The following is a 13536-nucleotide window of genomic DNA, read 5'->3' as shown; positions in this document are numbered from 1 at the left end:
AAATGGAATTTGAAGCTCAAAAAATATTTGATAAAATTGTACCTAAAAGTCTGTATGCAGCAAACAATTTAGGGAATATGGGCGAAGGATTATTTTCAATAGTTCAAAACGATTCATTATTCAACTCTATTTCTAGTTCTGTAATTCCAAAATCAAAATCCAAACTTTTAGCATTATCGGAAGAATCCTATAGCAGAAGCTTTTCAATTTTAAAAGTAAATAAAAATGCCTACGGTTTATTTTTTATGAGTGGAAGTTTATCGCAATTGCAAGCATACAAAGGTGATTATAAAAATGCTTATGCTAATTTATTAGAATCAAAAAAACTCGGTGATTCTCTTTTTTCTCAAAAAAATAAAAATGCAATTGCAAAACTTGAAACTGAAAATGAAGTGTTACAACTCAAAACCAATAACGAAAAAAAAGCCAATCTCAACAAAATCTTAATCGGTTCTTCAATTGGATTGATATTACTTGGTTTTCTTGGCTTTAGAAATTTTATAAACAAACAAAAACTCCAAAATCTTAAAATAACAGAACTCGAAAAAGACAAACAGTTACTTGCCATTGACTCTATGCTTAAAGGACAAGAAGAAGAACGTGGTCGAATTGCAAAAGACCTGCATGATGGACTTGGCGGATTATTATCAGGTACTAAATTATCATTTGTTAATATGAAAGAAAATCTTATTCTTACACCCGAAAATACAACTCAATTCGAGAAATCATTAAGCATGCTTGACACTACAATTAGCGATTTAAGAAAAGTAGCTCACAATTTAATGCCAGAAGCATTGGTGAAATTTGGACTGGATGAAGCATTGAGAGATTTTTGCAATAGTATTCAATCAACTACAAATTGCATAGTAAATTACCAAAAAATGGGAATCAGTAGAAAATTAAATACTACTACCGAAACATTTATTTACAGAATCATTCAAGAATTAGTAAACAACTCGGTCAAACACGCTCAAGCAAAAGAAATTATAGTGCAATTAACATTTGTTAACAACAAAATCGTAATTACTGTTGAAGACAACGGAAAGGGTTATGATACTAAAAGTGTAAATTTAAAAAAAGGCGATGGTTTAAATAATATTGATTATCGTGTTCAATTCTTAAACGGAAAAATAGATACTATAACCTCGCCCAATAAAGGAACATCTGTAAATATTGAACTCAATGCATAACAAAAATCCAATAAAATTATTTCTTGTAGATGACCATCAAATGGTTATTGAAGGTATAAAATCATTATTGCAAAACGAGAATTGTATTGAACTTGTAGGTTTTGCAACTACAGCAGAAAAATGCCTACAATTCTTTAAAATGCAAAGTTGCGATGTTATTTTAATGGATATAAGTTTGCCTGATAAAAATGGAATTGAATTGTGCAAATTCATAACCATAAATTATCCAAAAGTAAAAGTAATTGCGTTAAGTACACATAATCAAGGAACCTACGTTCGCAAAATGATGGAAAGTGGCGCTACTGGATATTTATTAAAAAATGCCGACAAACATGAAATAATTAAAGCCATTCAACTAGTTTTTAATGGTGAAAAATACCTCACATTTGAAGCTGAAAGAGCATTACGATACGAAAATGATTTACAAAATAAATTACCTCAACTCACAAAACGTGAAAAAGAAGTTTTGTATCACATTGTAGCAGGATTAACCAATTTACAAATTTCAGAAAAACTTTTTATAAGTATAGATACTGTTGACAGTCATCGCAAAAATTTACATAGTAAATTAAACGTAAAAAAAACAGCAATGCTCATTAAATATGCCAATGAAAATAATTTACTTCTGTAATTTAAAAAACCATTTTTTCCAAAGTCTCCAAAACATAAGTATGCATCACTTGTTTATAATCTAAATGAGTTACAATTCGTAACTTTCCTTTTCCAAGTAAACTAATAGAAATGCTTTTTTGCTTTAATTTTTCAATCACAATTTCATCAGCAATACCATCAATAGCCGAAAAAACTACAATATTGGTTTCAATAGGTTCTACAATTTTTATCCAAGAACATTGCTCTAGTTTTTTACCTAATTCTTTCGCTCTAATATGATCTTCCTCAAGTCTTTTTATATTGTTTTGTAAAGCATAAATTCCGGCAGCAGCCAAGTAACCAGATTGACGCATATTTCCACCAAATATTTTTCTAACTCTAATTGCCTCCTTAATGGTTTTGGCATCAGCAACTAAAACAGAACCAATTGGGCATCCCAAACCTTTAGAAAAACAAACTGATATAGTATCAAACAACTCACCAAATTGCTTAGGATGTTGCTTTTTAGCCACAAGAGCATTCCACAATCGTGCGCCATCAAGATGAAAAATTAAATTATTTTCTACACAAACTTGTTTAATTTTTTTAAGTTCCTCAATATCATAACAAGCACCACCACCTTTATTAGTAGTATTTTCAATAGCAACCATTTTTGTAAAAGGTGTATGATAAAATTCAGGATTATTAATCCCATCTTTAACCATTTGCGCTGTAATCATTCCTCTATCGCCATCTAGTAAATTAAAATTCACACCACTATTAGACGATGCTCCACCAGATTCATACAAATGAATGTGAGTCCATTTATCACAAATAATCTGATCACCAGGTTTCGTGTTTAACTTAATTGCAGTTTGGTTAGCCATAGTTCCAGTTGGAAAAAAAAGTGCAGCTTCCATACCAAATAAATCGGCAACAATTCTTTCAAATTCATTCACCGTCGGATCTTGCTTAAAAACATCATCGCCAACATTAGCGTTAAACATTGCCTGCAACATTTCAGCACTCGGTTTAGTAACCGTATCACTTATTAAATTTATTTCCATAATCTCAAAAACTAATCTTATTTTTGTAAAATAATTTGTAAAATAATTTAGAAGCCAATCCTGCTGTACGTTCCAATCTTTTTTAAAAATTCCTTTTTTTCTACCTTTAAAAAAGAGCTTCTTGCAGTCGCTTTTTTTAAACAAGAAAAAACAGCAATTTTTTAAAAAAGGATTTCCACTTCCATCAGGGCTAAAAACCAGTGCTACTAATTACATTTACTGCAAAAATAACACAATTTATGACAAATACCGAACAAATTAAAGGTATTGTAGAGCGTCTTGGTGCGTTAAGGAGGTATCTTTGACATTGATGCCAAGCTTATCGAAATAACCAATGAAGAAGAAAAAACCTTTGCACCCAATTTTTGGAACAATGCCAAAGAAGCCGAAATTATTGTAAAAAATTTAAGATCCAAGAAAAAATGGGTAGAAGATTTTGAAAAAGGCAACGAAATGGCCGAAGAACTTCAAATAACCTACGACTTTTATAAAGAAGGAGACGTTACCGAAGAAGAACTAGACCAACAATATGAACTAACAAACACACATATTGAAGACATCGAATTTAGAAACATGCTTTCAGACGAAGGCGATAATTTAAGTGCTGTAATTCAAATAACTGCTGGTGCTGGCGGAACAGAAAGTTGCGATTGGGCTGCAATGCTTATGCGAATGTACATGATGTGGGCAGAAAAGCAAAAATATAAAATAAAAGAATTAAACTTTCAAGAAGGCGAAGTTGCAGGAATAAAAACCGTGACTTTAGAAATTGAAGGCGATTTTGCTTTTGGTTATCTTAAAGGCGAAAACGGTGTGCATCGTTTGGTACGTATTTCACCATTTGATAGTAATGCAAAACGTCACACTTCATTTGCGTCAGTTTATGTTTATCCATTGGTTGATGACACTATAGAAATTGACATAAATCCCGCCGATATAGAAATTATAACATCACGTTCAAGTGGCGCTGGAGGACAAAATGTAAATAAAGTAGAAACCAAAGTACAATTGTTTCACAAGCCAACCGGAATTCAAATTCAGTGTTCAGAAACGCGTTCGCAACAAGACAATCGACAACGTGCCATGCAAATGCTAAAATCGCAATTGTACGAAATTGAATTGAAAAAGCAAATGGCACAACGAGCTGATATTGAAGCCGGAAAAATGAAAATAGAATGGGGTTCACAAATAAGAAACTACGTAATGCAACCTTATAAACTAGTAAAAGATGTTCGTACAGGAAAAGAAACTAGCGATGTAGATGGCGTTATGAACGGAAATATTGACGAATTTTTAAAAGCATATTTAATGATGATGGGACAAAAAGACTCAGAATAGTTTGAGCGTTCAATGTTAAAATAAAAAAATTTATAAATATAATAAATCATTTTTTTAATTATTTTCATTTCATAATTTGTAATTCATAATTTAAACCTATATTTGCACCGAGGATTCCGAAAGGAAGTTACACCTCACCACAATAGCCACTCGCTCCAGAGTGGCTTTTGTATTTTACAGAAACTCCCAAAATATTTTAAAATTATTTTAGGATTTTTATTTAGACAAACGTTATTATTTTTACAATACTTCTTTCAAAAACTGTAACATAGCTTTCCAAGATCGTTTATCTGCATTTTCATTATAAGCTGCACCTTTACTATTATCGTTTCCAGCTTTTTTTTCTGTAAATGCGTGAACAGCATTGGCGTAATATATCATTTGCCAATCTGCTTTTGCTGTTCTCATTTCATTTTGAAAAGATTTAACTTCTGTTTCTGGAACATAATTATCATCTGCGCCATGTAATACTAAAACTTTAGCATTTATTGTTTCAATTGGTCTTGCTTCACCCTTTCCTAATCCACCATGAAAAGAAACTACTCCTTTTACTTTCATATTACTTCTTGCAGCTTCAATTGCACCAGTTCCACCAAAACAGTAACCAATTACAACTACATTATCAGGATTTGCTCCATTTTTAATTAACTGATCTAATGCCAATTGAATTCTTCGTTGGTAATCTAAAACATTTTTTTTGTAAAATCCAGCTTGCTTTCCAGCTTCACTTGTATTATTTGGTTTATTTCCAACTCCATAAATATCTGCAACAAAAGCATAATATCCTAAATTTGATAATTCTGCGGCTACTTCTTTAGAATGGTCATCAATTCCCATCCAAGCAGGAAGTATTAATATTCCAGCTTTAGATTTTAAAGCTTTTAATGGTTTAGTAACTAATCCACTTAGTTTTTGTTCTCCATCATTATATTCAACTGGTTTTAATTGGGCCATAATTGAATTCGAACTCATTAAAACGGAACAAAACAGTAAAATAAATTTAGTTTTCATAATTTAGATTTTTTGTAAATGTAAAAATAAAATTTTCTAACAGATGTTAATTAGATAATAAAAAAAGCGTTCAATTTTTAGTTGAACGCTTTACAAATTGTATATTTTTATATTATATAAATATTTTTAGAAAATAATAAATTAATGCTGCAAGTACTGCTGATACTGGAATTGTTAAAACCCAAGCCCAAAGTAAATTAATAGTTACACCCCAACGTACAGCCGAAAGTCTTTTTGTAACTCCAACCCCAATTATAGAACCAGTAATTGTATGTGTTGTAGAAACTGGAATTTTAAAATGTTCTGTCATAAACAAAGTCAATGCTCCAGCAGATTCTGCTACAACTCCTTCAAATGCTGTAACTTTTGTAATTTTAGAACCCATTGTTTTTACAATTTTCCATCCACCACTTAAAGTTCCTAAAGCAATTGCAGAATAACATGCGAGAGGAATCCAACCTGGCATTTGTCCTGCAACTTCATTTCCTAATGCATCTTTAGATGGTAATTTAACATTCAAATCCAACCAACCTAATGATAAGTCAACATTCGGATTTGTATTAATGTATACTGCAACTGCGGCTGCAATAATTCCCATAACTTTTTGAGAATCATTTCCTCCATGACCTAAACTAAAAGATGCAGAAGATAAAAGCTGCATTTTCTTTAAAATAGCTTCAGATTTAGCTGTAGATAAACTACTAAAAATTAAATTAAAAATTGCAATACTCGTTATTATTGATGCAACTAACAGCCATTTAATATTTGCAGGTTCTGCAATTACACTTAAAAAATGTGAATCAAATCGGTGCTTTTTTATTTCATCATAACCTAACAATTCAGCATAAATAAACCAATAAACTATAACTAATAATGCAATTGTAAACAGTTTAGGTAGAATACTTTTCTTAGAAGAATAAAGTAACCATAACGACATAAAATAAGATATAATCATACCTATTAATGGTGCTAAAACTATAAATAAAATAATTATTAAAACGCCACTTGGCATTCCACCATCTTTTCCTGCTGTATACCAATTTACAATTTGATACCAATGTCTTGTTACCGTTTCTCCATGTTCAACCAAAGTATAATCTGAAAATCCGTGAACTGAAATTGCGTGAGCAATCGCTGCACCTGCAAATCCTCCAATAAGTGTGTGTGATGATGAGGAAGGAATTCCTAATGCCCAAGTTAATAAATTCCAAATTATGGCAGCAATTACTCCAGAAAGAATTACCAAAAGACTAATTTCCATAGTATTGGCAGTTTTAGCAACAGTATCTGCTACTCCAAAACCAAAAACCCAATAGGCCAAAAAATTAAAAAATGCCGCCCACATTACAGCTTGAAATGGAGATAAAACCTTAGTAGCAACAATGGTAGCAATAGAATTTGCAGCATCGTGAAAACCATTTATGTAATCAAAAACTAAAGCCAGAACAATAATAACAATAAGTAATGTCATATTTTATCTATTACGTTATTATTTAAGAATGTTTTACAGAAATTTGTTCTAAAACATTTGCAACGCTTTTACATTTGTCTGATGCCGATTCTAATGCCGAAAGAACTTCTTTATATTTGATAATATTTTTGGCATCGGTTTCGTTTTCAAAAATATCAGCAACAGCTTTGTCAAAAACCACATCGGCTTTACTTTCTAGTTTATTTATTCTCTTACAATAATCTGAAATGGCTTTTAGATTATTCATGTCTTTTAATTCGCCTATTGCTAAACCAATTAATTGACAAGCTTCTAGATTAATTTCGGTTAATTTTCTAATAGATTTTGTGATTTTTTCTACTTGATACAATCGCATTCTACTTGCCGCACCATGCATATAATCTGCAACATTATCAATTGCTTTTATCAACGAATGAATGTCTTCTCTATCAAATGGTGTGATGAAATTTCTACTTAATTCTAAGTGAGTTCTATGTGTAATTTCTTCAATAATTGCTTCTAATTCTTCAATTTTTTGAAAATACTCTTCTCGCTCAATTTTTGGAGCATTAACCGCTTCATGTAATGTTTCTGCAAGAACAATTAAATTAGCTGATGCTTGTTCAAATAGCGGAAAAAACTTTTTATCTTTTGGTACTAAAAACTGAAAAATACTGTTTAATGTCATTAGAATTTATTTAATTTAATAGTGCAAATGTATTCTTCTAATGTTAAGTGAATATTAACTTATTCAGTAATCTTAAAAAAATAATTATAAATAATGTAAGAATTATTGGGTTTGAAAACGTTTTCGTACTTTAGCAATTCCTTACCAAAAATAAACAATTTTAACTAATATGGACATAAACTTCAATAAAAACGAAGATCATAATAAACTTTTATTATCCGATTTAAAACAGCGATTTGCCAAAGTAAAACTTGGTGGAGGCGAAAAACGTATAGAGAAATTGCACAACGAAGGCAAAATGACAGCAAGAGAACGCATTGATTATCTGCTAGATGAAAAATCAAATTCTATAGAAATTGGCGCTTTTGTTGGCGATGGAATGTACAAAGAACATGGCGGTTGTCCTTCTGGTGGCGTTGTTATAAAAATGGGATACATAAAAGGTAAACAATGTATTGTTGTTGCCAATGATGCTACAGTAAAAGCTGGTGCGTGGTTTCCTATTACTGGAAAAAAGAATCTTCGTGCGCAAGAAATTGCAATGGAAAATCGTCTTCCTATTATATATCTTGTAGATTCTGCTGGAGTTTATCTGCCAATGCAAGATGAAATTTTTCCTGATAAAGAACATTTCGGACGAATTTTTAGAAACAATGCTATAATGTCAAGTATGGGAATTACTCAAATTTCGGCAGTTATGGGAAGTTGCGTTGCTGGCGGAGCTTATCTTCCTATTATGAGCGACGAAGCTATGATTGTAGATAAAACAGGAAGTATTTTCTTGGCAGGAAGTTATTTGGTAAAAGCTGCAATTGGCGAAAATATTGACAATGAAACTCTTGGTGGAGCAACAACTCATTGCGAAATTTCTGGTGTAACAGATTATAAAGCCAAAGATGATAAAGATGCGCTTGACCGAATTAAAAGTATAGTTGGTAAAATTGGTGATTATGACAAAGCAGGATTTAATAGAGAAAAATCAGTAAAACCAGCATTAGAAGTAAAAGATATTTACGGAATTATTCCAAAAGCAAGAACAGATCAATATGATATGTTGGAAATTATTAAACGTTTAGTTGATAATTCTGAAATGGATATGTACAAAGAAGATTACGGAAAATCAATAATTACTTGTTATGCCAGAATTGATGGTTGGGCAGTTGGAATTGTTGCCAATCAACGGATTGTTTCTAAAACTAAAAAAGGTGAAATTGAATTTGGTGGTGTAATTTACTCAAGTTCTGCTGATAAAGCAACACGATTTATTGCCAATTGTAACCAAAAGAAAATTCCGTTAGTATTTCTTCAAGACGTTACTGGGTTTATGGTTGGTTCCAAATCTGAACATGGCGGAATAATAAAAGATGGTGCCAAAATGGTAAACGCTGTTGCCAATTCAGTTGTGCCAAAATTCACAATTATTATTGGAAATTCGTATGGCGCAGGAAATTACGCAATGTGCGGAAAAGCATACGATCCAAGATTAATTGTTGCATGGCCAAGTGCAGAACTTGCAGTAATGGGTGGAACACAAGCAGCAAAAGTTTTAGCACAAATTGAAGCATCATCATTAAAAGCCAAAGGCGAAATTATTGATGAAGTGAAAGAAAAAGAATTATTTGACAAAATAAAAGCAAGATACGACGAGCAGGTTTCTCCTTATTATGCAGCTTCAAGATTGTGGACAGATGCAATTATTGATCCATTAGAAACTAGAACTTGGATTTCTATGGGAATTGAAGCAGCGAACCATTCTCCAATTGAGAAGAAATTTAATTTGGGAGTGATTCAGGTTTAGGTTTTAAATTTTAAGATAGTTAAATTATTAAACAGATTAAATAAACAATGGACAAAACATTTATTTTAGCAATTGCAAGCCCAATTTTTATAACCATTGGTGGTTTATTAACTTGGTTTATTAAATCAAAAAAAGATGATATTTTATTATCCGAAGAAAAATCAAGAGAATTTAAAATTAAAACTTATGAAGAATTATTAGAACCATTTATTACTGTTTTTACATTTGCACTACCGGAAGAAGAAAAACAGATTGGAATTAAAAAATTATCCTCATTAGAATATCGAAAATCAGGTTTCAACTTAATGACATTTGGCTCGGATGAAGTTGTAAAATCTTACAATAAAATAATGCAAGCATTTTTCACATTAAATACTAAAGACTTTACTGACGATGCAGAATATGCAATAATAATGCTTAGTTTAATTTCTGATTTACTTTTAAATATTAGAAAAGATTTGTATACAAAAAAAACAAAATTAAAGAGAAGTGAAATGCTAGAACCAATGATTACTGATATAAAAAAATATGAAGAAATAATAAATAATAGAAAATTATAAATTTATTAAAATCCTTTACATTAAATAATTTTTTTATGAAAACCTTACTAATAATAACTTTCATCATCACTTTTCAAGTCGTTACTTCCCAAACCTTCACAAGAAAAGATTCACTTCAAGGTGGATTAAGAATAGAGCGAACTTGTTTTAATGTGTTGCGATATGATTTAAATATCAAAATCAATATTGATGAAAAATCAATAGTTGGATTTAATGATATTTCTTTTAAAGTTGTTTCAAATACTTCTAAAATTCAAATAGATTTATTTGATAATATGGCTGTAGACTCTATTATTCATAACTCTAAAAAGATAGAATATAAAAGAGATTTTAATGCCGTTTTTTTAAATTTTCCAACAGAATTACAAACTGGAACTAATCAAAAAATAACTTTTTATTACTCAGGAAAACCTAAAATTGCTAAAAATGCTCCTTGGGATGGCGGATTTGTCTTTAAAAAAGATAAAAACGACAAACCATTCGTAGGCGTTGCTGTTCAAGGTACAGGCGCAAGTTTATGGTTTCCTGTAAAAGATTCGCAAAGTGATGAACCAGACAATGGCGCTACAATAAAAGTAGCAGTTCCAAATGGATTAATGAATGTTTCTAATGGAAGATTACTAGGAAGCGAAGATTTAAAAAATGGTTATACTCGTTGGGATTGGGAAGTAAAAAATCCTATAAATACTTATGATATTACAGTTAACATTGCCGATTATGCTCACATTCACGATTCACTAAACGGATTGGATTTAGATTATTATGTTTTAAAAGAAAATGAAGAAAAAGCTAAGAAACATTTTGAAGAAGTAAAACCTATGTTAACTTGTTTTCAATCTAAATTTGGAACGTATCCATTTGCAAATGATGGTTATAAATTGGTTGAAACTTTTTATTTAGGTATGGAACATCAAAGTGCTGTAGCTTATGGAAATAAATATAAAAAAGGATATTTAGGATCTGATTTATCTGGAACCGGAATTGGACTTTTATTTGATTACATCATCATTCACGAAAGTGGTCACGAATGGTTTGGAAACAGTATAACTTCATCAGATATTGCCGATATGTGGATTCACGAAGGTTTTACACAATATACAGAAGTTGTGTATGTAGAATGCTTGTACGGAAAAGAAAAAGCAGATAAATATGTAAATGGTTTACGAAGCAATGTTAGAAATAGCAAACCAATTATTGGTAATTATGGCGTAAACAATGAAGGTAGTGGAGATATGTATCCAAAAGGTGCTTTGCTTTTAAACACTATTAGAAACATTGTAAACGATGATGAGAAATGGTGGAAAATGATTTTGAAATACTCAGAAACTTTTAGACATAAAATTATTGATACAGAAACTGTTATAAACTTTTTTAATACAGAAAGTGGGATTAATTTAACTCCAGTTTTTAATCAATACTTACGTTTTCCTGACATTCCAGAATTGGTTATTAAGCAAAATAAAAAGAAATTAGAATTTCGTTGGAAAACAATGGAAACCAATTTTATTATGCCAATTGATGTAAAAATTAACGGTAAAGAAATGAGAATTAATCCAACTAATGAATTTCAAAAATCTAAATTCAAAATTAAAACGCTTGATGATGTTGAAGTTTTAAAAAATGAGTTTTATGTAAAAGTGATTAAGGAGTAAAAAATATTCTTGAAAACATTTTTATTAGATACTTGAAAAATAATCCTTAGCCAAATATTAAAATTTTTGACGGCAATGTGGTCAGAATAATTTATTAGTTTGCTTAAAATTTTAGTAACTTTAATATACTTTTATTATATTAATATATTATGTTGATGGTTTTCTAAAATGATTTTTTCAATCCTAACACTTCAGTTATTCCAAAAGTATATTTATAAAATATAATTATAAATAAACCTGACGAAATTGCAGAAATCATTAAAACTTGCATTAATTTTCTTTTCTTTTGGTCTTTTGAATTTTTAAAATTTATTCCAATTAAATATGGAATTAAAACCATAAAAAATGGAAATGTAAAATATGTCCCAAGTGCTATTGCAGTGTCACTTGATTTATAATTTAAATAAATCAAATAATATGAAATTAACGTTATTAATATTCCAAAAAAATAACTTTCATTTTCGATTTCTTTATTCTTTGCTAATTTTAAAATTATAAATACTGATTTCATTAATGAAATAAATATAATTATAAAAAAAGGTATAATTATTAATCCCATTTTAATTCTTTAATTTAGATTTCTATTTTCTATATTTTATTTTTTGAAATTGCAAATTTCTGTTGTCAGATGTCATTTTATTTTCCACAGTTTTCTTCATATAATTCCACAATTCTACCGTAACCATTTTTCTTAAAATCATCTTTGTTAATTAATTTCACCAAATCTGGACATTCCTGTCCAAAATGTTTTTCAATAATAGTCATAAAATATTTCCATGAGTTTACTGTTATTGAAAAACCACTTGCGTCTGCTTCGTAAAATTCTAATGAATAATCTTGTCCTTCTCGGTTTAAATATAAATCTCCAGAAGATGTAAAACTACCTGTAATTGATCCACCGCCAACAGCTCCACCACCAGCTCCAGTTGTCATAAACCAAGCCGAATAAAGATTAATTTTACCTTCTTTTATAACTTTAACACAAGCCCATTTTTTATGTGCTCTAAAAGAATTGTCTTTACTAAATACTCTAAAATATGCTAGATGCGTAATTGCAAATTTTACCTCTTGCCCTATTTCATTATAAACAATAAAAGATTTAATTTGTTCTAAAGGATATTTTTCAGTATTTCCTTTTTCATCTAATCTAAATTTAATTTTATTGTTCTCAGAATCATCTGGTATTTCTATAAATCCTTTTTTTATCGAATTATCAGAAAAAGTCATAATTCCAGAGTGAAATTTTGCTAAAGATACAAATGGTATTAAAATTAAAAGATAAATTAGTTTTCTCATTTTTAAATTAATTAGGTTTATTTTATTTTTTGTTTTATGTTTTTTCAATAATGTAGCTACTAAATTATATATTATTTCTAAAATCATTTTTATTGATTTATCTTAGAGATTTAAGTTTAAATTTATGTGAAGTAAAATATAGAACTATGCATTTACTATGCTTTAGTTTATACATTTCTATATAATTTCTGGATTTATGGAATATTGTTTTTGACAGAATATTTTGGAAAAATACAACATTAAACTAGCTTTGATTGAAGTGAAAATCCTTTTTTAAACTTTTAAGGTTCAAAAAAGATTGAAACGCAAAGCATGAAAATGGAATATCGAAAATACCCATAATATTCGCTTCTAATATTAACCCAAACTATCCTTACGAATAATCTTTCCATTTCCAGTTTCTTTAAATTTAGAAACAAAAATGATTTCTTTAGGTTTTTCATATTTATCTAAGCCATCGAAAATTGTTCTATCAATTTCAAATGGTTCTCCTTCTATAACCAAAATTACTTTTTCGCCTAGTTCTTTATCTTCTTTGGATGATATAAAATAACGTTGTATAATTTTGCCCGAAAGTTTTTCTTCAATTTGTTCTGGCATCAATTTTATTCCGCCACTGTTTATTACGTTGTCAATTCTGCCTAAAAAAACAAACTGATTTTCGTTAACCAATTCAACAATATCATTGGTTTCAATTACTTCTTCACTAATTCTTGGTGCGTGAATTACCATACAGTTATCGTCATCATAAGAAATAGTTACATTGGGCAAAACTGTAAATGCCTTCTCGCCTACTTTCTTGGCTGCAATGTGCGAAATGGTTTCTGTCATTCCGTAAGTTTCAAAAATTTGTGTCGGTAATTTTGATAACTGTTTTTCTAAAATCGAACTAATT

General features: G+C 29.8%; 12 protein-coding genes and 1 pseudogene. 6 read left to right on the top strand and 7 right to left on the bottom strand.

Annotated features, from left to right (window positions below; translation table 11 throughout):
• Both ACH2BC_RS12620 and ACH2BC_RS12615 read left to right on the top strand, forming a co-directional pair.
• On the top strand, nt 1-1190 hold a 1190-nt coding region (locus tag ACH2BC_RS12620), incomplete at its 5' end, for a sensor histidine kinase (protein ID WP_395054360.1).
• On the top strand, nt 1183-1821 hold the full coding sequence (locus ACH2BC_RS12615; RefSeq protein ID WP_395054359.1) for a response regulator: 639 nt from the start codon (nt 1183-1185) through the stop codon (nt 1819-1821). The genes ACH2BC_RS12620 and ACH2BC_RS12615, both read left to right, overlap by 8 nt.
• 1 nt (nt 1822) lies before the next feature.
• On the opposite strand, the gene ACH2BC_RS12610 is transcribed toward ACH2BC_RS12615, so the two are convergent.
• The gene (locus tag ACH2BC_RS12610) at nt 1823-2848 is read right to left on the bottom strand and encodes a threonine aldolase family protein (RefSeq protein WP_395054358.1); all 1026 of its coding nucleotides are present in this window, start codon (nt 2846-2848) and stop codon (nt 1823-1825) included.
• A 239-nt stretch (nt 2849-3087) separates the two neighbouring features.
• On the opposite strand from ACH2BC_RS12610, the gene prfB reads away from it, so the two are divergent.
• Nucleotides 3088-4186 (top strand): peptide chain release factor 2 gene (gene prfB / locus ACH2BC_RS12605; protein WP_395054357.1). Its coding sequence is split into 2 segments (ribosomal slippage): nt 3088-3150 and nt 3152-4186, totalling 1098 coding nucleotides; the frame shifts between segments, so codons are not numbered across the junction.
• Nucleotides 4187-4426: 240 nt separating this feature from the next.
• Here the strand turns inward: prfB and ACH2BC_RS12600 are convergent.
• The 3 genes from ACH2BC_RS12600 to ACH2BC_RS12590 all read right to left on the bottom strand — a co-directional run bounded on the left by ACH2BC_RS12600 (nt 4427) and on the right by ACH2BC_RS12590 (nt 7335).
• Nucleotides 4427-5140, bottom strand: a complete 714-nt coding sequence (locus ACH2BC_RS12600) for a dienelactone hydrolase family protein (RefSeq protein WP_395054356.1) — start codon at nt 5138-5140, stop codon at nt 4427-4429.
• 169 nt (nt 5141-5309) lie between these two features.
• Nucleotides 5310-6668 carry an inorganic phosphate transporter gene (locus tag ACH2BC_RS12595; protein WP_395054355.1) on the bottom strand — a complete coding sequence of 453 codons (1359 nt, stop codon included), beginning with the start codon at nt 6666-6668 and terminating at the stop codon, nt 5310-5312.
• 22 nt (nt 6669-6690) lie between these two features.
• The gene (locus ACH2BC_RS12590; RefSeq protein ID WP_395054354.1) at nt 6691-7335 is read right to left on the bottom strand and encodes a DUF47 domain-containing protein; all 645 of its coding nucleotides are present in this window, start codon (nt 7333-7335) and stop codon (nt 6691-6693) included.
• Between the two features lie 169 nt (nt 7336-7504).
• Here ACH2BC_RS12590 and ACH2BC_RS12585 point away from each other — a divergent pair, with 169 nt between their 5' ends.
• The 3 genes from ACH2BC_RS12585 to ACH2BC_RS12575 are packed head-to-tail and all read left to right on the top strand — an operon-like array spanning nt 7505 to nt 11345.
• Nucleotides 7505-9133 carry an acyl-CoA carboxylase subunit beta gene (locus tag ACH2BC_RS12585; protein WP_395054353.1) on the top strand — a complete coding sequence of 543 codons (1629 nt, stop codon included), beginning with the start codon at nt 7505-7507 and terminating at the stop codon, nt 9131-9133.
• A 47-nt stretch (nt 9134-9180) separates the two neighbouring features.
• Nucleotides 9181-9693 (top strand): hypothetical protein, encoded by a 513-nt coding sequence (locus ACH2BC_RS12580; RefSeq protein WP_395054352.1) that lies wholly within the window; start codon nt 9181-9183, stop codon nt 9691-9693.
• A 35-nt stretch (nt 9694-9728) separates the two neighbouring features.
• The gene (locus ACH2BC_RS12575) at nt 9729-11345 is read left to right on the top strand and encodes a M1 family metallopeptidase (RefSeq protein ID WP_395054351.1); all 1617 of its coding nucleotides are present in this window, start codon (nt 9729-9731) and stop codon (nt 11343-11345) included.
• 163 nt (nt 11346-11508) lie between these two features.
• Here ACH2BC_RS12575 and ACH2BC_RS12570 read toward each other — a convergent pair whose 3' ends face one another.
• The 3 genes and pseudogenes from ACH2BC_RS12570 to ACH2BC_RS12560 all read right to left on the bottom strand — a co-directional run.
• Complete coding sequence (locus ACH2BC_RS12570) at nt 11509-11904, bottom strand: hypothetical protein (RefSeq protein ID WP_395054350.1); 396 nt, start codon at nt 11902-11904, stop codon at nt 11509-11511.
• Between the two features lie 77 nt (nt 11905-11981).
• On the bottom strand, nt 11982-12641 hold the full coding sequence (locus ACH2BC_RS12565; protein ID WP_395054349.1) for a hypothetical protein: 660 nt from the start codon (nt 12639-12641) through the stop codon (nt 11982-11984).
• Nucleotides 12642-12998: 357 nt separating this feature from the next.
• Nucleotides 12999-13536 (bottom strand): annotated as a pseudogene (locus ACH2BC_RS12560) (O-succinylbenzoic acid--CoA ligase); the annotation flags it as partial.

Source organism: Flavobacterium sp. (genome assembly GCF_043760115.1).
Lineage (GTDB): Bacteria > Bacteroidota > Bacteroidia > Flavobacteriales > Flavobacteriaceae > Flavobacterium.
The sequence above is the reverse complement of the archived record's forward strand: the minus strand, read 5'-3'. Positions and strand labels throughout refer to the sequence as shown.